Source organism: Albimonas pacifica (genome assembly GCF_900113695.1).
Classification (GTDB): Bacteria; Pseudomonadota; Alphaproteobacteria; order Rhodobacterales; family Rhodobacteraceae; genus Albimonas; species Albimonas pacifica.
Window position 1 is genome coordinate 1 of sequence record NZ_FOQH01000017.1, and the last position, 21,035, is coordinate 21,035.

Here is a 21,035-nt window from a genome sequence, read left to right on the forward strand (position 1 = left end):
CGAACCCCGCATCGTCCTCGACCGGCAGCGCCAGCTTGCCTTGCCGGGCTTCGCGCCGCCAGGTCGTCACCTGCTGCGGCGCCACCCCGTGCCGCCGTGCGACGTCCACCACACGCACGCCCGCTGCATGGCTCTCCAGCACGATCCGGCCCTTGGCCTCGTCGCTCCAGAACCGGCGACCGCCGGGATGATCGAGCACCTCGACCCGGCCCGGCGCATCACCATCTTTGGCCAGTCTACGCTGCAAACCTCTTTGCAAAGCGGCGCTCCCATGCCCGAACAAATCGTCGGCAAGGGGACCATCACCGGGCGCGCTCAGCCAGACAGGGGGCGCCCGCCCCGCTTACGGCCGCTCGTTCGGAAGTCCAGGCGAACGGCGTCCGCCGGCGTCGCTGCGAGCCGGGAGCCGTCATCGGGCTCGACTACAGCTTGGATGCCGCGTCGGCAGCCGAGGCCCGGGCCTCGGAGGCTCGTGTAGACTCGTTCGTCTGAAGGGGGGAAATGGCGGAGGGGATGGGCCTCACATCCAACCTTCTCCAGTCTAAGCCTTTGTTTTATATAACAATTGAAAATTCCTGGTACGCAGCGTCAGAGTACCTGCACTCAATTCCGCTTTTCCATGGGCAATGATCCTCCGAGGTCGATGCCTTCGACCCGGTCAAGCCAGCGATGCAAGAGCGCCCACGGGACTGCACGTCGCTTCTCCTCTGCCACAAGCGCATCTGACAGCTCCCCGATGAAGCGGCTTGGGCCTACGAACTTCGAAGCGACGGAAAGGGGGAGATCGTTTGCCGTCTCGATACCCTTGGCCAAGTCCCGGATAGATTCAATCGACAGATCGATCGCGAAGATGTCTCCGGAAACTGCGGTTGGGCTCGGAGAAAAGTTTCGGTCAGGAGCTGACCTTCGAAAAACTGCAGCAAGCAGAGCATTCAGTGTCTGCCCACCCCAAGTCAAAAGCGTTCCCCCGTTCAATTGCCAACGAGCCGGATCATACCCATTGAGACGTGCCAGCGCCCATATGATACTACGGCTCGTTGGTAGAGCAGGCCCAGTAGCCTTGATCTTGGCGAGAGGGTGAGACTTTTTGGCATTATCTCCGAGGTAAGCCGCCCCATCGCCTCCCGCCAGCAGCCGTCGCATTGCGCCGGCGTGGAACAGGGCGCCACCTGTGGTCGCTGCGTCCGCGTCACGGAATGCTGTGTCGCCAGTGCGGATATCGACGACGGAGCTACTGACCCCGCCGGCGATGACGGTATGGATCCGCCCCGCATCTCCCTCATCGATCAGCCGATCAGACGGCACGAGGGCCCCGCGCAAATCCACGAGACAGCCCGTCGCCAGCATGTCATGCACGACCCGAGTGTGCTCGGCTGTTCCGGCTTCGGCAGCCAAGTGCTTCTCCGTTAGGGAGCGGTCCTCGCGAGTTGCGCGCCAGGCAAGGCTAAGTACCTGCTGAAACCGAACTGACGGGCGATCGTACTCATACACGTCGTCAAGGTCTCCACGGCGACCACAGTCCAGCAACGCCTGCATGAGCTGTTCGTCGTCGTCGGAGCTCCGGAATCCGACCACTCTGCAGGTCCCAGTTCGACGGTTTCCGCGACCTATCCGCTGTAGGAAGCCGTTAACGCTTCGCGGCATCTCGGCGAGTACGACGGTATCAACGTCTCCGATGTCGATCCCGATCTCCAACGTCGATGTGGCCACACAGACGCCAAATCGATCGCTTCGCATCTGTTCCTCTACGCGCTCCCGCTGACCGGCAGGCAAGGCCCCAAAATGGAGATGAACCGGCCACCGGGTGCCGGAGAGCTCTTCGTGAAGATGCGCCGCCATGGCGTGCGCACCATTGCGGGAATTTGTGAAGACGAGCACTTTCTCAGCGCCCGCCCTCTCGAGCCAGCGCGCGAGCTGCCGGGCCTTAGCCCGGTCTGCTTGTCCGGGCTCCTCGACGACGACATCGACGAGCTCTAGATCGATTTCGCGCGGCGAGCCATGAGACAGTACCTTCGCGTCTTCGCCGAGCCAGAGCGCCGCAACTGCCGGCATGTCGTCCAGCGTCGCGGTCATTCCAACGATCTGAAAGTTGTCCCGAGGAGACCGTGGCGGCTTGGCCGCACTCCGGATACGAGAGATCACGTGCCGCAGTTGCTGGCCGCGCGCCTGGCCATGGAGCAGATGAATTTCGTCCACTACCACCGATCGCACCGAATGCAGAAGTTCCGGGTGCCTAAGCTGCAGAGAGTCGAGCGCCTCCGGGGTCACAACGACGCAGAACGCCCCTTCTGCGCGTGAGTACTCATGGCGGTCGCCAGTGTAGCGAGCGATCGTCCCGGGGTGCTTGATGCCCAAGTAGGTGACCAGGCGCTCGTAGAGGTCATTTACGAGCGCCTTGGTCGGCGCCACATAGATCGTGGACAAAGCCCCGCGTCGGAAACTTACATGCCGCTGATAGAGGGGCGCGACGGCCGCTTCCGTCTTGCCAGAAGCTGTCGGCGCGGCGAACAGCACGTTTTGACCACGAACGATCTCCGGCATCACGGACGCTTGGCCCGGATATGGCTGCCGTCCGGCGAAGAATATCGAAAAGGCGTCCGGCATCATACGCGCCAGTTCGGCTCGGCTGTTACTCATCCCAGGGCATCACCTCCCCTGAAATTTGCTTCGCTGCGTCATCAATAATCGCGAGTAGCTCATTGTGCCCTACGGCCGCTGACTGGCTCAGCAGCACCGCGGCCGGAAGACCGGCCATCTTCGTCCAGTTCCGAAGCAACTTCTCGGTGTCTGGTATCTGCTCGAACCGCTCCCTCAGCACGGCAGCAATCTGCGCGCACAAGTCTGGATCCGAAAGCAAGTCCACTTTTGGCCCAAGGTGGCTTGAGGCCTCGGTCAAGAAACGGATTGCCCATGCCTCGTAATCAGCAGCACTCGGTGGAGCGAGGTGCACGACCTCATCCGGCGAGTGAATAAGCACGCTCATCTCACCAGCCTTTCTCTTGAGGTCTTGCGTGTCCTCACCCTCAGTCAAGCCGACGAACAAACCGAAGTGCGGGCCTTCTCGCCAGAACGGCGGAACTCCCGTCATGTCGTAATCACAATTTGGATCCTGAAGGTCCTTTCGAGGGGGATGCGCACATCGCGCTAGCACATCGAAGAAATTGTTCGCCCGAAGGTACCGATTGATTGAATAAGTCCTGACGTGCTCCGCTTCATCGATGATCAAGGCCAAGCCCCGATATCCCAACGCCTTCAGCACTTCGTGCAGAACGACCAAGTGAAACGCATAGATGAGTCCGGTGTCTTTGGTCTGTGGCATCGTCGGGATCTTCCCCCGGTAGCCCTCCCGCCACGTGACCTTCCGTATTGCACTAATGAGCTTGACCTGTCCGGCCAGCCAGTTGACCGCGGAGACATACTCAGGGTCGTCGCGGCGATGCGCAAGAAACTGTAGCGCTTCGATGCCGTTCCCAAACCACTGCGATGCCTTCAGATACTTCAGCGACCGCACGTCCATCCACTTATCTCGAATCTCCTTGATGAGATCGAAGAAGTCCTCGTTCCGGCTGCCATCGCTGCGCATCGGGAACTCTAGGCCTGTGATAAGTTCTTGGTAGACCGAGAACGGCTTGGCCGGATCGGCAGCTTTTGGGTCGAGCTCGATCGATGCCGTCACCCACCCCTCACGCAGCGCAATAGCTCTCACAAGCCTCAGGTGGTGGGATTTGCCTGAGCCATAGTAACCCATGAAGATACGAGACGCGCCGCTGCGAGGAGCATCATCAAGGATGCTGCGCACATTGGCCGAGATTTGGTCCCCACCTATCGTCAGCTTGATCAGTTGGTCGGGGTTCGATGGCACCACTCCCAGATTGACTGCCTCGAACGATTGCCTGAAGGCTAAGTCGGTGCCTTCTCGTACTGGCGCCGAGTTTATGACCGGACTACTGCCATTCGGACGAGGCAGCAGTTCTCCAACCTCGACATCGAACGTCTCTCCGAAGAACTCAACGGTAGCCGTCTCGCCGAGCAGAGCGAGAACTTGGCCGATGCCGAATTCCTCGTGCTCAACTTGATCACCAGGCTTGATCACGCGTCCTCCCCCTCCAGAGGAGGTTCGTTGTCGTTCACAAAGTCGCTAGCCTGCTCGTTGCTGATTGCGCGTTGGGCCTCGCGTTGGTTGTTCAAGAAGCGACAGTACTGGTAAACGAAGAAGCGCGGCTTGGGCGTCTCGAAGAGGCGATCCTTCTGCGCCTCGACAATAGCCTTCATGTTCGATTTCTGCAGACCCTCATCCCATTCGATATCGTATGCTTTGGCAAAAACCGCGAGAAGTCGGTCGCCAATCTGAAAGATGACATTCTCAGAGTTGGCTTCTTCGATGTTGATCAGGGGCACCAGCGGACTGCCACGCGAAAATGCGACCGTCCCGATGCGATCCTGGAGCGCTCGATATGTACTGATCACCTCTGATCGAAAGTCGGGTGTCGCAGCGTACAAGAACATCACGCCGCCAAACTCGCCTTCGGCGTTCTGGTTGATCATTGTGAGGAGGTTTTCGATGGCTTGCTTCTGCTTGGCAGACCCGCGTCTAAAGGAAGACGTGCGGGTTCCTTCATCGAACGCGATCAGAAATCCGCGATAGGCCATCCGCGTACGAAGGAACGCGATGACCGTCTTCAGGCGCCGGAAGGCGTTATCATCTCGTACCGGTTCGAAGAGGCCTAACGCCTTCAGCCCCGTCGAGCGGACGTTGTCGCCCCTGATCCATGAGATCAGTTCGCTATCGGCTACCGCTGCTGTGGCACCGCAGTTTGTCTTCAGGAGACGCTTGCTCAGTGCGGTCAACGCCGAGGCCATCTGCGTATCCGGCGCTCCCTTCCACAGACCGCCGAGTTGCTCCTCAATCTGCCGCTGGACTAGATCAGGGACATCGTCACCTGGCTCAGCGCCAAGTTGCCGTATTCGCGTACTGACCCAACTGTCGATCAGGATCTCGATACCCTTTGCATCTCCGGTATCGGCGTCAGCAGGCGGTTGGAACGACTCCATAATGGCGCGGAAGATGGCCGCCGGGGAATTAAACGGACACTCGGCGCCGACGGTAACGAGAGCAGTTACGACGTCGTTCTCGGACGCTCGCTGAGCAAGACTGTTTATGAACTGCGTTTTTCCGCTTCCATAATCGCCCTCGAGGTACTTGAAGCACCCAATGCCGTCCGCGAGATCACCGCGGAAATAATTTTGATCAAGCGCATCGATAATTGGTTCTGTGCCAACATTGATGAAGTAGGAGTCGCGCCCGGGTGCGATTGGGGCATTCAGAAGCTTTTGGATCAAGCGCCGGGCATCGATCTTAGATATGGCAATTGTCATCGTGTCACCCCTATTACTTTCCCACGCGCCGGATATAAATCATCGGCCGCACGATGGTGCCTTCGGTGTTTCCGGGAACGAAAAATGCACGTGACTTTGAGCCATGCGCTTGATTGAGAGTTGCAGGCACGAGTTCGAAGTTGGGGCCTGATGCGCTATCGCGATTTCGACGCCAGTTTATCAAGTTGATAATAAAAACAGCCTCGGGAACGTCCTCAAAGTTTCTTCGCGCCGGGCTGTTCCAGAAGCGGTCATCCTGCACGGCAACCTTGAAGAGACGCGCAACATCCGCGATTAGTACGTTTTCGTCTTCGTTGAAGTGTCGCGCCATTCCCCATGCGAGTGAAAGCCGATCCAGAAAACGATCGACAGGCATCGTCCACTTCTCGACGATGCGTTCAGAAGCTTCGTAGGCTCTTACTACGTATTCGACATCCGCCGGAATCTTCGAAATCATGGCGTAGTGTGGCGTCATCGACCACGACCAACTTAAGCCACTCTTGTCTGGCACCAAGACAAAACGGTCAGCAAAGAAGTGATTGTCTTTGTTACCCGTAGTCACCCCTTCGAGTTGGCGGAGTACCTGCAGGGCGAAGCGCCTTCGGTTCTCCGGATGCCGCATATGGTCTGCATGCTCGTCGACAGCCCTTTGAGCTGCCTCCATTTCACGTCGAACCCCAGGATCCTTCGTTGCATCTTCCGGGAGCGACAAGGCAAGCAACTCTTGCTGTCGTTCAATTGCAGCTGGAGGGAGATCAAGTCCCTCTGCACGGGTCTTTCCTTGCCCAAGGATACGCGGCAAGCGCGCTGCAAGAATTCCCTTTGCGTTTGCAAGAAGCCCATTCTTCTCAACGTATCTTTCAAGTTCCGGGAAGAGTTGGGCGTCGGCTGTGTCTGACATTGTTCTTCTTTCTTTCAGGACTGAGTCACATCAAAGAGTGACTTGTCCATTTTGCGGAGCAGCGGCGGATATTCGCTGCAGATCAGGGCCAAGCGGCGCGCAGGCCGGGAAAGCGCGACATACGCCCGGTTCAAGGTGAAATTCAGTGCTGCGCTCTCGACGCCCTCGAGGCCCAGCACGATGCATGCATCAAACTCGAGGCCCTTGATGCGCTCCACCGAGGACGTCAGCAGACCGTCGCCGGATGCGACCCAAATCGGCGCAAGAGGAACGTCAAGGGCAGCCAGTTCCTCGCGAAGAACGTTCAGCGCCTGCTGATCCTCGTTGATCTGTAGAAGAGCGATACTCGAGACCACATCAGATCGGCGCAGAACCGCGACAAGCTGCTTTATACGGCGAGCATGGTCCTGGTGCGGCGCCACAATGAGTTGGGGTTTCTTGTCCTCCAGCGTGCTGTTCACGTCAAAAGTCGGCCTTTCTCGAAAGGCAACCTCGTAGAAGCCCTGCAGGAAGCGACCGATCTGTTTGCTCTGCCTCATGTTGCGAGCGAACGGATAGATCTGCTCAGCACCCTTGCCTCGCAGGGAGCGCCCGATGTGAAGCGCTTCGGCGTTGCGCATGCCCTGAACGGGACTCACGATTTGCCGGAAATCTGCGGAAACGGTCAGTGCGCCGTCGGGGTCGACGAGCGAGCCGAGGAGCGACGCCTCCGCCACCGTAAGATCCTGAGCCTCGTCAATGGCGACGTGCGTCCACCGATCGCCGTCAACTGTGGCCGGGCCCAGCGCCGATGGCATCTCTCTGAACCGACCTTGAGGCTCCAACTCTGTCGGCAGAGCAAAGCGAAGAAGCCAGGCGATCCACGCAACATCCTCGGGGCCGTAGGTCCGATCATTCCATTCACGTTGAGCGTTGGCGAGGACCTCAGCTTCGTTCACACGCCCTCCGGTGCCGCGCCGCATCCGGTGTGCCGCCTCTGACTCTCTTGCTCCGAAGTAGCCCGCGATGGCGCTCAGCGGGTCGTACACCCAGTACAGCCATTGCTGGAATCCTTCATCAAACTGACGACGCTCGGCTGAGTTCATGCGATCGCGCGCATCAGCGTATGGCTGCGACACCTTTGAGAATACCGCTGCCATGGAAAGAGCCGACGATGCCGGATCACGCCCCAAATTGGCGGTCTCTGCCGATCGCCGGAGTGCCGACGCCAGCGACGCGAGCTGGGTCGCTGCACCTGGTGTCAGGCTTGCCCATTTGGCATCCGCTCCATGTTGCAGACGGTCTGCCACTTGATGCTCGTAGAGCTCCCAAAGCCGAACGAGGTCGTGCTGATCAGAAAGCCCCAGAATGGCGCTTCTCGCCGCTATCTCCAGTTGAGAAAGCCTTTTCTGCCGTGGGCGCGCGTTGTGCTTATAAAGCCAAACCTGATCGACATAGTTACTGACAAAGTCGTTGACGCCTTCGACGACAGATGCGGGGATCGATAGCTGCTTGCTCAGGAGAGTCTTTGCCTGACCAGCCAGACTTTCGTTTGCCAGGAAAACGCGCGTGAGGTCTGGCGCGTACTTCACCAGCCGACCTCCGTCGTCGCGCTGGTCCTGCTGATCAAAGAGAAAGCGAATCCGCTGAAACGCGACGGTTGTCTTTCCTGATCCCGGTGCGCCAGTCACGATCATGAGGCCGCTCATCCGCGAAACGAAGGCCTGCACCTGATCCTTCGTCATCTCAAGCTTGACAGCCTTCAACCCGGTCTTCGGCTGCACAGCCCGTTGAGGACGCACTGCACCACCAGGCTGGTAGACTGCCGATATCTGTGGCAGCGCAGCGTCGAAGCGCGCTTTTGCTAGCGGTTCAACACTACGAAGCTTGAAGCCACTTGCCTTCACGTCTCGGAAGTCACCGAGGTCTGTGGATAGAGCCAACTGGATGCCCGGATGCGTCCAGGATAGAACGGCAATGTTGGAAGACCCATCCCGAAATACTTCATTCACTGAGGATTCAACGTTCGCATACCAGAGCTGCTCTTTCTCGATGACCTCACCGCGCTCGCCCACAACCTCGGTGTAGACTTCGACCATGGCTTGGAATGGGTCCGACATGATCGCTTCGAGGGCGGCGAGACGCTTATCTGCATAGTCCCTGCGGCCCAGATCGTGTTCGGTGGGGCCGTGCAGTACACTTCCAGAGAGCACAGGCGCTCGAAACTGGGCGAGCTCATGCTGCGCGCATCGAACTGCTGCTAGCGCGTTCGCTTGGTCACGTGAAATTCGCTTGCTCAAGTCATCGTGCTCAATCGGTGCGTTCATGGCCACCCTCATCAATCCCGATCAGGGTATGCGTTTTGCGTATCTCTTGACAAGCGGGCCTGATGATGGTTCTTCCGTTTTCTCGCGCGCGCGAGCGAAGCCAATGTTCATCTGAGGCGGCCCACGCAGACACGAGCCTGCTCCCGCATCACGGCGTAGTCGCTCACCATCTCCGAGACTGCCGATCCCTGTGGCAGCAACGCCATCTCCTCGGCCGCCCGCGCCTGGAACTTCCTGCCATACTCGACCACCGGCGGGCACGTCGCGAGCCTCCCGTCCTCAGAACGAACCGTCGCGCAGCCGCTCAGCCAGATCGTCGCGAGAACGAGGACGGCGCGTCGCCGCCTCGAGCATCCGTCGCTGGGCGTCATGGGTTTTCTCCATGGTTTCGAGTTGCTCTGCCAGCCGGCCGGCGCGCTCACCGGAGCGGCGCAGAGACAGCAGAAACAGAAGGATCGCGAGGGTGGTGACGCCGTAGCGGAGCGCCGTGCGTGCCCATGCCAATCCGCCGATCCCTGTGAGGAGCCCGCCGATCACCGCCGCCCCCGGCGCCAGTCATCGAGGCGGGCATAGATCGTGACTGCGATGCCGCCGAGCGCGACGGCGATGAACACCCAGCGCATGGTGTCGAGATAGGGCACCAGTGGAAGGATGGCGGTCTGGGTCTCGGCGAGGACGCTCTGCGCCACCTCGACGCCCGCAGCGCCCAGCGTCGCCACTCCGGCTGCACCACCCCCCTTCATGGTGCGGCTGTCAGCCAGAGCCTCGCGCGCTGGAGGCGTTTCCGCCGCAAAGGGCACGGACCGCACGGGGAACCGCTCGCCCCACTGCCGTGCAGGGCCGAGATCGACATGCATGAAACCCGAGCGCGGGTAGAAACCGAAACCGAGGAACCCGACCTCGCGTGCTGCCGCCTCAAACGCCGCTGGATCATGGTTCGCCATGGCGATGTCGAACGCAGCGCCCTCCATGTGCTTCGACCGCGTCGCTCCGCCGACGGCACGGTTATGCTCTGGGCTGCGGTATGCCGAACGAACGATCAGCGGCTTGCCCAGCCGGTCGCGGAGCGCCTGCAGCTTGTCGAGAGCGAGCTCGTTGATCAGCAGCTTGCCCGTCCCGCGGCAGGCGATCTCGGCCGGGCTGAAGTTCGGCCAGCGCCAGGCACTCTCGGGCACGTCGCGCCAGTGGTCGTAGAAGGTGGTTGTCATGGGGATCCTCCAGAAACGAAGAACCCGCCTTGGAGGGCGGGTCACGGCAGGTTCATGAATGGGAAAGGCAGAGGCTATGGACCGCCGCCGAAGATCTTCAGCTTCAGCGCGATGCCGGCGAGAAGCGCCAGCATGACGCCGGTGGTGATCAGATGGACGGCTGTCTGCACGGCGGTGCGGCGGACGAAGCGGATGCAGTCGAGTAGCGAGCGGAGATCGCGGATGTCGAGGGCGGCATCCTTGCCGTCGATCCCGGCATCGGCCAGCGCGCGCTTCGCGCCTTCTTCGGCGGCCTGGGACAGGAAGGCCCGGAACTCGGCCTCCGACATCCTCAGGTCGCCCTTGTCGTTGCGCGGCGGTGTCATGACGAGACGATCCCCGCTTCCGACGGCAGCGTCGCCACCGTCCAGGGGCTGCTGTCGGCGGGGTTCAGATCCCAGCTCGAATAGACCGGCGATGGCAGGTCGGCCGAAGGCGTGCCAGGCGCCGCGTCATAGTCCACGCCGCCCATGCGCAGGAAGCCTGCGATGCCGGTCGGGCCGGCCGTGCCGAGCTGGGCCAGCTGCTTCACGTGCACGCCCGCGATCGTCGTGGCCCCGGCCGGACCGGTCGGACCCGCGAGCGAGAACGATAGCCGCTGGCCGGCGATGTCACTCGCGGCGCGGGTGGCAATGTCGCCATCCTTGATCGCGTCGATCCCGCCCGAGAAGGCATCGTAGGTACCCACCAGGTCCGGCGTGCGCCGCGCGAAACGCCGGCCAATGGTCGAGACGCCGTCGAGCACGGCGATGTGGGCGTAGTACCAAGTCGCGGGATTGTAGAAGTCGAAGAGATAAAGGTTGCGCCAGACGCAGCGGACGGGGCGGCCCTTGCCGCCGGTGTTGGCGGCGGTAGCGCTGCTGTGGAGCACGCCATCGACGTGGAACTGGATGGTGATGTCGGCGCCGACGGCGATCTTCACGTCGATCCAGTAGGTCTGGTTGGTGGCTGCGACGAAGGACGATGCCCCGTCCACGTTGGTGTCGCCCATGGCCATCGCGCGATACTTCTCGTCGTCCCGCTCGGTCCTGATCTGGCCGACCTGCCGGTTCGCGGCGTCGTAGAACTCGAGAAAGATGCCGTCCTGAGCGATGTAGTTCGCACTGACCGACGGCGCCCGGTAGCGGAACCCGATCCAGACATCGCCGGTGGGCTCCGCCCATGTAGCCGTGAAGGGCACGGACGAACTGTTGCTGGCGGTGATCTTGACGGCGTTGACGTCGTAGGCCGGATCAAAGCCTGCGGCGTCGGTGCTGATCAGCCCGGTCACTCCGGAGAGATCCGTGACCTGGTGGCCGAGATGGAGGATGTAACTCATGGGATCACCTCGATGTAGAGAGCGCTTGCGGCGGCGGTGAGACGCGCGTCCCCGCCGCGTTCGTGGAAGAGATCGGCCCGCGCCACGCTCAGCCGGGCGTCCGCCCCGAAGCCGATCCAGAGCGCGGCGTCGGCCGCCGCAAGCTGGACCGCGCCGCCGAGCTCGAGGAAGACGACGGTCTCGGGGACCGTCAGCCGAGCCTCTGCTCCGAACTCGGTCCAGAGGCTGGCCTCGGCGACCTTGATGCCGTCAGGCATGAAGAGCCGGATCGAGCGCGCGGCCCGAGCCTCATAGGTCGCGCTGCCCGCCACGCGACGCGCCTGCACCCGCACCTCGAAATGCTTCGTCCCGGTCGGCGCCGAAAGGATCGGTACGTCGTCCTTGGTGAGCGTGAAGCTGGTGGCGCTGCCCGCATCGATCACCGCCGCGGGCGGTTCGACCACCGCATCGGTGTCCGGATCGACCCAGCGGATCTCGAGCGCGTAGGTCACACCTGGCTCGGGCCCTATGTCGCCGTTGTCATAGGCATCGAACACGCTGCTGGTCTGGGTGAGCCGGTCGCGATGCGCCCATGTCAGGAGCACGGGACCGAGGTTCAGGACGTTGGGGTTCACGACCGAGACGCCGTTGCCGCGGAGGTCCCCCGGCGGCAGCGGCCGGATGGCGCGCGAGGCGAGCGTGACCTGATCCTCGGGCGCCTGGCTGAGCGGCAGCGTCCCGAACCCCGTCTCCGGCAGCATCCTGATTGCGACGGTCTCTCCCGCCGCGAAGCGCGCCTCGCTCGCGTTGGCAAGGAGCTGCCAGCAGATCACCGGCGTGCCGGCGGGATGGATCTGCGGGACGGTGTCGAGACACCCGCGTCCGACCGTCAGGGTCGTGGCGCTCACCCCGTCGATCCGGACGAGCTCGTCGCCGATCGCCGCGAGCGTGCCGATGGTCACGTCCGTGAGGCCCGTCCAGCTGACGACCGGCAGAACCCGCTCGGCCGGGTCGTCGGTCACATCCGCAGTCAGGAGCGCCGTAGGCACGAACTCGACACCCGCCTCGAGCGCGTAACCAGTGCCGCTGTCGGTCCAGACCTGCGCCGAGAGCGCATCGGCCGAGGGGCGCTCGCCGGCGGCGACCAGCGCGCCCGCGTCCGGATCCTCGTCGAGCAGCGCATCGGCCTGCGCGTGGCCCAGCTCCTGGACGAGCAGCCAGTACGGTGCCTCCGTCACCCAACGGCGTGCGAGCGGCTTCGGCGGGAGGATCAGCCGTCCCGGATCGCCGCTCTCGCCGCCGACAAGGGCCGTCTCACCGAGCCCGAAGACGTCCTCGGCGATGCGCAGCCGGACGCCGTTCGCGCGTCCGTCGCCGTGATCGATCTCGACGATGCGGACCGCGACGCCCTCAAGTCCGCGGCGGGGGCTCACGAGCCGGATCACATCGCCCGGATCGAGATCGGCGCCGACGCGGGTGACGGTGATCTCGCCCGAGAGGATCGGCGACGAGAGCGCGCGCAGATCGCGCTCGGCCACGCGCACGGCGAGCGACTCGTAACGGATCCCCGGATAATCGACCGTGGCGCTGACGACCTGACCGAGGTCCTGGACGAGTGCGGTGTCGGTGACGCTGACCGATCCGGTCTGGTCCGTCCTTGCGTCGGAGAACTTCACGGTGACCGAGTTCACCAGATCGGCGGCCTCCCGGCGGCCGAGCTCGCCCCAGTCGACGACGTTGGTCTCGTCGAAGATCGGCAGCGTCTCGGGATCGTAGTCGGCCCGGATGAGCTTCAGCTCCCAGCGGCCGGAGCGGCGATCGACGTAGAGATAGGCGTCGATATGCTTCAGGACGTCGGCGATGAAGTCCTCGATCGTCGATTCCTGCTGCCAGAGGAGCGAGAGACCGAACCCCTCGGCGAAAAGCGCATCGGCGGCGGTGGCGAAGCTCGGGCCGAAGTCGGTGAAGCCGTGGCCGAGACCCCAGTCGCGGTTCGTCAGGCACTCCCGGATGATATGGGCCGGATTCATGTCCGGGCCCTCGCCGAAGGCCGCGCGGAGCGAGGCGACGAGCACTTCGGGATCGCCCGCGGGCACGACCGGCACGCCATCGACGGGCGTATTGTCGATCTGGGAGGTCGCGCTCGTGTCGGAGAGCGCGATGTTGAAGGCGAAGACGTCGACTTCCGAGAGGCCCGCGAGCGTCGCCCTCGCGCTCTCGAGGCTCGAGGCCGGGCTCGGTTCGCCGTCGGTCACGAAGATCAGGATCCGCCGCTTGCCGCCCGCGCCATTGAAGAAGGCGCCCGCCTGGCTCACCGCCGCCCCGAAATCCGTCCCCCCGCTCACGGTGGTCGGCAGCGCGTCGACCCAGTCCTTGAGTTCGCCATAGGCCGCGGCATCGGCGTTGCGGCGCAGGATGGTGCCGGAGACGGTCGAGTTCCAGGTGACGATCTGGATGTCGTTCGGCTCCAGGGCGTTCGCACCGATCTCGGCGATGAGCCGCGACACGGCGGTCCGCTGGGCCGCCATCCGGCTGCCGGACATGGAGCCCGAGGTGTCCATGGCGATGTAGATCGCGGCATCTCCGATCCGGACCTCCGGCACGATCTGCGCCTTCTCCGGATACCACTGCGCGTTGCCGTCCTCCGCGCGCAGAATCCGGGTGAGCCGGACGGCCCATGGCTTCAGGTAGGGATTGAGGCCGAGATAGACTTGCCGCAAGACGAGCGAGCAGATGCCGCGATAGCCCGGCACGTTCGACCCCGCCTGCGCGGCCAGGTAGTCGTTCTGGCCCTGCGTGGTCCCGCCCATCAGGACGTCGATGTCGCCGACGATGCCGCCCTCGCGGCTCTCGCCGCCGAAGAGGTTCGGCTTGTTGATCCGGATACGCCCACCCGCGGCGCCGCCGCTGAGGCTCGGCAGGCTCGCGGCATCGGTGACCGTGACGGACTGTGCGGCGAAGGCCGTGGCGGCGGGCTCGACGAGCCAGGTCGTGGCGCCGGCGCCGCCGTCGTAGCTCACGGCCTGCACGGTCACCGTGCGGGTCGTGTTGTCGGTGCCGAGCTTCAGGTCATAGTTCGCGCCGAGGCGGATTCCTGCGAGCGTGCCCGGAAAGGTCACCTCGGCCACGCTGTCGCCGACGGCTGCGGCGGCGGCCGACATTGCCCCCACGATGCCGTAGCTTGCGAGCGCGCCGACGCCGGTGCCCGCGGCACTGGTCTGGCCGGTGCCGATCGACCAGGCGGTGCGGTCGTCGACCCGGATCTCGCGGATCGCATCGACTGGCCCGTGGCAGAGCGCGAGATGCGCCCCGAGGGAATACCTGTAGCCGACGGTCTGGGACTTGGAGCGACCTCCCATGTCAGTCCTCGCCAGTCATCCGAGCGGCGCGCTTCTCTGCTTCGGCGATCACGCGCAGCGCCATTGCGTCGCCCGTGGCGGCCAGCACCTCGGAGGGCAGCCCCTCAGCGAGGAAAGCCTGCCAGTCGAGCCCGTGGCGGCGGAACCAGGGACGCGCGCCCTGGAAGCAGAGCCGGGCCGCGCGGATGTCCTCGGCGCGGACGATGAGGGTCTCCCTCACTTCTTGCCCCCCTTCTTCCGGATCGGGTCGACCTTGAGATCGCCGGCCCAGACGACGTTCGGGCCGCGCAGCAGAACGGTGCCGAAGACCACCGGGATCGGCCGGCCTTCCTCGGCGGTCGGCAGGTCGAAGTCGTCGAGCCCCGCCGCCTTCGGCGCTTCCGTCGTCGGCTTCGGCGAAAGCGCATAGGAGATCGCCGTCAGCACGAGGCTGGCGACGATCTGGACGACGAAGTTCCAGACCATGGGCGGGGCTCGGGATATTGGGGCGGATCAGACGATGCTGGTGCCGCCGAAGGGATTGCGGCCGGGGATGTCGGGGAAACCCCCGAAGTTCAGGAGATTGCCGAACTTGGCGGCGCAGGTGTCACGGCGGAGATCGCAGCCGGGCGCCAGGTCGACGACGGCCAACACCTCCGGATCGTCGATCGCCGTCTCTAGTTCCGGCATGCGTCCCGCGAGCGTCAGCCGGTCTCCGATATGCCCCGTGATGAACCCGAGAAGGCCTGCGTGGCGCAGGACGCCGCCGCGGAACCAGCCGTCCGGCAGGAGCGCGGCCTCGGCCACGGTGATCTCGAGGCCGGAGCGCGCCGTCGCGGTTCCGCCCACGAAGAAGGTCTCGATGTCCAGGCGGCAGCCGCGGGAATAGAGCGCGTGGCGGCAGAGCCGCTGGTACTTCGCCCGCACGCCCTCCCGCCGCATCGAGGTGAAGAGCGATTCCGCCCGGAGCGTGATGCGCCGTCCCTCGACCCGGGCCGAGACGATGCGACCTTTCCAGTGCGCGACCACCTCGGCCGGGACCTGTTCGTGGCCGCGGAAAATGGTGAGCGTCGTCACCGACCGGCCCCGGGGTCCGAGATAGCGGCGCGCGAATGAATCGGAGAGCGGGAAAGTGACCGACAGGTCCACCCGACGGGGGTCGCTGCTCTGGACGACGGAGCCGTGGCTGACCGCCGAGGGCTCCCATATCAGATCCTCGGTCTCGTCGCCGATGGCGCCCGCCGGCGATGTCCAGACGCTCCCGCGGCTGGTGAAACGCCAGGCGGCAGCCCCTTCCGCGAAGAGGTAGAGAAAATACGGCCGCCCCTCTGCGGTCGATGTCTCGGCAAGATCGTAGGTCATGTGGGCGTCTCGATCAGCGGCAGCGCCAGTTCGGTCCGGTTCGGCCCGTGCGTGAGTTCGATCCGGTCAGCGTCCGAGCGGACCTTCAGGAGGAGGTGGATCGGCGTGCCGAGGGCTACGCCCTTGCCGGGCGCGACGATAGAGAGCCGGAGCCCGAGAGCGTCCCATGCGGCGGCGGTGATCTCGCGGAAGACCGGCCCGGTCGGGTGGTCGATCATCAGGTGTCGGCCAAACCACACCGAGGGATCGGCGAACGGCGCGACGATGATGGACGTCGCACCGGCGGTGACAGCGGCCTGCAGAACCAGTTCCCGGCCCCAGGTGGGCAGCCAGAAGGCGCGCTGGCGACCGCGCAGGGACAGCAACCAGCGCCTGCGGGTCAGCCGCCCGGGCCCCCGATCGATGAGCGTGATGGTCGACCGGCGCTGGACATGGGAGAGGACGGGTTCAAGCACGATGGGCCCGTAGCCGTTGTCGATGGCTTCCACGGTCTGGCCGAGCGTCTCTGCGAGCGGCTGGCGCAGGACGGCCGGATCGGTCAGCACGTCGAGCCCCTGGTGCTGGGGATAGGGGCTGGCAGCAGCGCTGCTGTCGCTGAGCCGGAGCGTAAAGCTCGCTGTGACCGTCCCGAGCCCTTGGCGGCGGCGGTCGATCTCGACGGGCCGCGCGAGGAAAGCGGTTCCGACCGGGGCCACGATGGCATGTACGAGACTGACCCGAGCGGCAGCGCTAAGCTCCAACCGGTCGGGCAGCACGGCGGCAATCTCGATCAGATGCGCTCCGCCGCCATTGCCAGCGATGATGGCCAGTGCAGCGCCGTCGAAAGCGCCATCCGTCGCGTCGACGACGACCGTCATGTCAGTCTCATCGACCGGTGCCGTTGCCGGGCGTGCCAGATGCCAGAGCGGCAGGATCCAGTCGTCGAGCGGTCGGGCCCGGCCGAGTTCGGAAGCTTCAGCAAGCCCTGAGGCATCGAGAAGATGCGAGAGGGTCAGCGTGGACCGTGGACTTGTGCGAAGCGCGATGCGCTGTTCGGCTGCCTCGGTGACCAGGACATCCGTCGACCATTCGAGCACTTCCGTGACCGGTGTTTGTACCGGGAAGGGCCAGAGCCGCTCAGGCATCCAGACCTCCCCGGTTGCGCCGGATCACGTTGACGATCAGCCGCTCGCCTGCGGGCGTCGCGAGGTAGTCCCCGACGATGGCGGGATCGAGCACGTTGACGATGCGGGTGGCGGACTGTGGTGCCGGGCCACTGCTGTTCGCCTCGACGCCAAGCCGCCCGCCCGGACCGCGCCGCAGGGGCAGGATCGCCTCCGGTCCAGCCTCGCCCATGAGCCCGATCCCCCGCGCGAAGGGAAACACCGTCGGTCGGTTGACAACGCCACCCCGGGCGAAGGCCGTGATCTCACCGGCCTGCGCGAAGGCCCCGCCCCTGGCAAAGCCGCCGATCCCGAAGAGCCCGCCGATGGCGCTCCCGATCCAGCCGAAGAGGCCGCCACCGCCCCCGGTGCCTGCGCCGGAGAAGGCGCGGAAGAGCGCGTCCTCGATCGGCTTGAAGGCCTGGTCGATCAGGCGGTTCGCGAGATTGCGCGCGATGCCGGCCACGGCGCCAGCGAAGGTCTGCCAGCTGAGCTCGCCCGACTTCAGCGCCTCCTTGATCGGGCCGGTGATGTCTTCGGCCAGTCCCTTCGCGATCTCATGCGTGCGTTCCACCGCCGTCCGCGCCGCGTCCCAGGACTGGCGCGCGACATCGGCCGCCGTCTGCATGGCGCCGCCCGCGCGCCCGGCCGCCTCGGCGGTCTCGTCGAGCGCAGCGGCCGGTCCTGTACCGTCCTCGCCGGAAAGCGCGGCATCGAAGCGCTCTGCAGCGACCGTCGCGCCATCGAGCGCCGTCTCGGCCTCCGTTCCAGTGTTGCTGACCGCGGCGCGAAGGGCGTCGAGCGCGGCCAGCGGCTGGAGCGCGCCGTCGGCCAGCGTGGCGGCCGTCTGACGCCAGGCCTCGGCCGAGGCCGCGGCATCGGTGGCGGCTGCCGTCAGTCCGAGATCAGGCACGGCGAGCGGGTTGTCGGCGAAGGCAGAGGCGAAGGCATCGCGCGCGGCCGTTGCGGCCTCGGTGGCCGCACCGGCGAAGCGGTTCTCGAGGCGGCCGAGATCGAGTTCCGCGATGACCCCGATCCGGCGCTCGACGCCGAGCGCTTCCAGTCCGGCATTCACACCCTCGATGAAACCGTTGATCCGGGTGACGACGCCGTTCAGCATCGCCTCGACGCCCTCGATCAGACTGTTCGCGGCCTGGAACGCCAGATCGCCTATGGCGGCTGGGAGCAAAGACCATACGGCCCTGATCGCCTCGAAGGCGCCCTCGAAGCTGTTCACGGCGGCATTGGCGAAGCCCACCACGGCCTCGATCGCGCCCTGCATGGCGGATGCCGCGGAGGCCTGAATGTCCGCAAAGGCTGCCATGGCCGAGGCTCCGACACTCGCTGCCCCCATGCCGATCCGGTCCCAGACCTCGCTTGCGAGATCGCCCAGAAGCGCCATCGCGTTGCCGAACCCGCCCGCGCCCGAGACGAGGCGCGTAAACTGGTAGATCAGCTCGCCCGCGCCGACGATCAGCGCGCCGATGCCGGTGCGGATCAGTGCGCCGCGCAGGACGACCAGCGCTGTGGCGAGGCCGCGCACTGAGAGCGCCGCAGCGGCGAGACCTGCAACCCAGCGGCCAGCCAGGAAGGCTGCGAAGGTGGCAGCATAGGTCGTCAGGCGGCCGATGTTGTCGAAGAGGCCGCGGATCGCGATGCCAAGCGGCCCGGTGCGGCTGGCCACCGCCGCCATGGCGTTGGCGACGGCTTCCAGCGCAGGCGCTGCGGCGACTGCGAGCTGGTTCGACAACCCGCGCCAGATCAGCCCGAGCCGGGAGATCGCGTCGTTCGTGCGCTCGATCTGGTCCGCGTCCTGCTCGGACACCACGACGCCGAAGGCGCGCACGTCCTCGGTCGCCTGGCGGAGCGTCGCGGTGTCGATCCGCGACATGGCAATGGAGCCTTCCTCGCCGAAAAGCTGTCCCGCGACCGCCGCACGTTCGGCAACCGGCACGAAGCTCTCGATGGCGGCGTTGATGGCGCCCACCCGCTGGTCCAGTGGCAGGGCAATCAGGTCGTTGGCGGAAAGCCCGAGCCGGTCCAGCGCATCGGCGGCGGGACCGGTCCCGGCGGCGGCCTGGCTGAGACGGCGCGTCAGATCCTTGGTCGCCTGCTCGATGCCGGACATCGACACGCCCGCCAGTTCGCCCGCGCGCTCCAGCGTCTGGATCGAGGCGACGGTAGTCCCGAGGGACTGGGCGAGCTTGGCCTGCGCATCCACCGTCTGAAGCCCGGAGCGGATCATCGCCACACCAGCGGCGGCGGCAGCTGCCACGGCGGCAGCGGCGGCCACGCGCACCCGGCGCGAGAAAGCAGCGAGCCGGGCGTTCGCCGCCTCCATCTCCCGGCTCAGCCGGCCGAAGCCGCGCGCACCAGCCTCGCCGACACCTTCCAGTTCGGCGCGCACCTGCCGTCCGCCCACGGCGGCGAGGCGGACAGAAACGCGCTTCTCAGCCATTGGAATGATCCATCTGTTCGTTGAGCTTGGCGACCATCACCGCCTCGATGACGGGCAGCAGTTCGGCCATGGCGAGCGGCGGCACGCCGAGGGCGTCGCCGAGGGCGAGCGCAGCACTCAGATCCCAGCCGATGACGGCGCCGGGCAGGACACGCAGCTGGCCGCCAAGGCGGCCGACCAGGTCCCAGACCTGCCAACCCTCCGGCGTTTCCGGACGGTTCAGCCGCGCCGGGCAGTCCGGGCAGGCTTGCGCACAGGCTTGGCAGTAGCGCTCGCCCCCGCCGAAGGACCAGTCGGCGAGAGCGCGGAGGCGTTTTTTTCCTGTTCCAGCAGCAGGCCCTTGGAGACGTAGGTCAGCTGGAAGGCCTCGAAGATCGGCCAGACATCGAGCAGCGCATCGATGGCCTCGGGGCTCGGCTCGATGGGCTTGCCGTCCGCATCGCCGATGCCTTCCCAGGCGAGCACCGCCCGCCGCGCGAGAGCCTTGGCGAAGGCGACGGCGCGCTCCTCGTCAGAGGCCTCCTCGGGAACTGCCTCGATGGCTGGGTCGCTGCGCGTCGCCACCATCAGCGCGGTGGTCAGCGGGCGCAGCTGCACGCGGACGCCGGTAGCGAGATCGTGCCAGCGCGGAGCGTTGGTCAGGTCGAGAGCGAGCATCAGTACACCTCTATGTCGTTGATCAGGGTTGCGGTGCACATCCGGCCGACCACGCTGTCGCGCGCCGCTTGCCAGTCGAACGTCGCCTGTACGCCCTGCGGCCCGGAGATCTCGATCCGCGGGCGCGGCAGGTAGACGGCGTGCACCGTGAAGGTGAAGCTCTCGCCCGAGGGCAGGACGTAGGCGAACTCCATCTCGCAGGCCTCGCCATTGATCGCCTGCGTCACCAGCGTCTGGTCGGCGAAGCGCACCTCGATCCGGCCCGTCAGCGCCGCGATGGATGGGTCGGCGCCGTCGATGCGCCCGTCCGAGCGGATCGTCTCGATCCGGTCGAGGTTGTTGGCATAGGTGATCTCGGCCGAGACGATGTTGCCAAGGGGCTGGCCGTTGCGCGTGATCGCCCCGTTGAAATGCCCGAAGCGCTGGAGAGCGATCTCGGCCAGCGTGCCAGCGGCAGAAGTCGTGGCGATGGCCTCGCCTTGGGCCACGAGGCTCGCGGCCGCGGTAAGAAGGCCTGAACGCTGCATCTGCCATGACAGTGTGTCGAGCATGCATCCCGAATACATCGCGAAGCGCGGCACCTCGGGCATGCCAGTCTCGATAGACATCGAGGGTAGCACCCAGCTGCCCGAGCGGAACTCGTGGCTGTAGGGCGCAGCGGTGCCAGTGGTGATCGGCTGGCCGAAGGCCGCCTTCAGCCAGAAGCCGAAGGCCTCCGCATCTATCGGCACGACGACATTGCCGTCGGCCGTCAGCGCGTCCTTGATCGGCGCCAGCGGATCGCGGCCGTAACCGAGCAGCTCGCTGTTCAGGAGCGGCTGCTCCGCCCCCAGCGTCGCGCTGGCGAACGGCATCCGCGTGAAGCCGCTGGCAGGTGGCGCTCCATAGGTCGTCTCGAACGCAAGCGCCATCTGCGCCCGCGCCCCCTGGGCTCGTGCCATGGTAGTCTCC

The 21,035-nt window shown here is 65.0% G+C and carries 19 protein-coding genes; all 19 read right to left on the minus strand.

Annotated elements, in window-relative coordinates:
- On the minus strand, positions 1–247 hold a 247-nt coding region (locus tag BM064_RS24905; RefSeq protein ID WP_245779282.1), incomplete at its 3' end, for a transposase.
- 356 nt (positions 248–603) lie between these two features.
- Positions 604–2,637: a DEAD/DEAH box helicase gene (locus tag BM064_RS24910; RefSeq protein ID WP_092865722.1), complete on the minus strand. Its 2,034-nt coding sequence runs from the start codon at positions 2,635–2,637 to the stop codon at positions 604–606.
- Positions 2,630–4,093 (minus strand): BREX system ATP-binding domain-containing protein, encoded by a 1,464-nt coding sequence (locus BM064_RS24915; protein WP_092865725.1) that lies wholly within the window; start codon positions 4,091–4,093, stop codon positions 2,630–2,632. Before BM064_RS24915 ends, BM064_RS24910 begins: the two co-directional genes overlap by 8 nt.
- Positions 4,090–5,376: a BREX system ATP-binding domain-containing protein gene (locus tag BM064_RS24920; RefSeq protein WP_092865728.1), complete on the minus strand. Its 1,287-nt coding sequence runs from the start codon at positions 5,374–5,376 to the stop codon at positions 4,090–4,092. The genes BM064_RS24915 and BM064_RS24920 overlap by 4 nt, the downstream gene beginning before the upstream one ends.
- Positions 5,377–5,389: 13 nt before the next feature.
- Entirely contained in the window at positions 5,390–6,277 is an 888-nt protein-coding gene (locus tag BM064_RS27160) for a hypothetical protein (protein ID WP_143103449.1), read from the minus strand.
- Between the two features lie 14 nt (positions 6,278–6,291).
- On the minus strand, positions 6,292–8,583 hold the full coding sequence (locus tag BM064_RS28555; protein WP_143103450.1) for a helicase domain-containing protein: 2,292 nt from the start codon (positions 8,581–8,583) through the stop codon (positions 6,292–6,294).
- Positions 8,584–8,862: 279 nt separating this feature from the next.
- The gene (locus tag BM064_RS24940) at positions 8,863–9,120 is read right to left on the minus strand and encodes a hypothetical protein (RefSeq protein WP_092865770.1); all 258 of its coding nucleotides are present in this window, start codon (positions 9,118–9,120) and stop codon (positions 8,863–8,865) included.
- On the minus strand, positions 9,117–9,791 hold the full coding sequence (locus tag BM064_RS24945; RefSeq protein WP_092865773.1) for a YcbK family protein: 675 nt from the start codon (positions 9,789–9,791) through the stop codon (positions 9,117–9,119). The genes BM064_RS24940 and BM064_RS24945 overlap by 4 nt, the downstream gene beginning before the upstream one ends.
- Before the next feature lie 74 nt (positions 9,792–9,865).
- Positions 9,866–10,156 (minus strand): DUF6127 family protein, encoded by a 291-nt coding sequence (locus BM064_RS24950; RefSeq protein WP_092865776.1) that lies wholly within the window; start codon positions 10,154–10,156, stop codon positions 9,866–9,868.
- Entirely contained in the window at positions 10,153–11,148 is a 996-nt protein-coding gene (locus BM064_RS24955) for an FscB (protein WP_092865779.1), read from the minus strand. The genes BM064_RS24950 and BM064_RS24955 overlap by 4 nt, the downstream gene beginning before the upstream one ends.
- The gene (locus tag BM064_RS24960) at positions 11,145–14,486 is read right to left on the minus strand and encodes a phage tail protein (RefSeq protein ID WP_092865782.1); all 3,342 of its coding nucleotides are present in this window, start codon (positions 14,484–14,486) and stop codon (positions 11,145–11,147) included. The genes BM064_RS24955 and BM064_RS24960 overlap by 4 nt, the downstream gene beginning before the upstream one ends.
- A gap of 1 nt (position 14,487) precedes the next feature.
- Positions 14,488–14,706, minus strand: coding sequence for a hypothetical protein (locus BM064_RS24965; protein ID WP_092865785.1), 219 nt, complete (start codon positions 14,704–14,706; stop codon positions 14,488–14,490).
- Entirely contained in the window at positions 14,703–14,951 is a 249-nt protein-coding gene (locus BM064_RS24970; RefSeq protein ID WP_092865789.1) for a hypothetical protein, read from the minus strand. Before BM064_RS24970 ends, BM064_RS24965 begins: the two co-directional genes overlap by 4 nt.
- A gap of 27 nt (positions 14,952–14,978) precedes the next feature.
- Positions 14,979–15,827, minus strand: coding sequence for a phage BR0599 family protein (locus tag BM064_RS24975; RefSeq protein WP_092865792.1), 849 nt, complete (start codon positions 15,825–15,827; stop codon positions 14,979–14,981).
- Positions 15,824–16,951: a hypothetical protein gene (locus BM064_RS24980; protein WP_143103451.1), complete on the minus strand. Its 1,128-nt coding sequence runs from the start codon at positions 16,949–16,951 to the stop codon at positions 15,824–15,826. The genes BM064_RS24975 and BM064_RS24980 overlap by 4 nt, the downstream gene beginning before the upstream one ends.
- Positions 16,944–19,427, minus strand: coding sequence for a phage tail tape measure protein (locus tag BM064_RS24985; protein ID WP_092865798.1), 2,484 nt, complete (start codon positions 19,425–19,427; stop codon positions 16,944–16,946). The genes BM064_RS24980 and BM064_RS24985 overlap by 8 nt, the downstream gene beginning before the upstream one ends.
- The gene (locus BM064_RS28540; protein ID WP_425426195.1) at positions 19,420–19,650 is read right to left on the minus strand and encodes a DUF7697 family protein; all 231 of its coding nucleotides are present in this window, start codon (positions 19,648–19,650) and stop codon (positions 19,420–19,422) included. Before BM064_RS28540 ends, BM064_RS24985 begins: the two co-directional genes overlap by 8 nt.
- Positions 19,647–20,084, minus strand: a complete 438-nt coding sequence (locus BM064_RS24990) for a hypothetical protein (RefSeq protein WP_092865801.1) — start codon at positions 20,082–20,084, stop codon at positions 19,647–19,649. The genes BM064_RS28540 and BM064_RS24990 overlap by 4 nt, the downstream gene beginning before the upstream one ends.
- Positions 20,084–21,025: a phage tail tube protein gene (locus BM064_RS24995; RefSeq protein ID WP_092865804.1), complete on the minus strand. Its 942-nt coding sequence runs from the start codon at positions 21,023–21,025 to the stop codon at positions 20,084–20,086. Before BM064_RS24995 ends, BM064_RS24990 begins: the two co-directional genes overlap by 1 nt.
- Between the last annotated feature and the right edge of the window lie 10 nt (positions 21,026–21,035).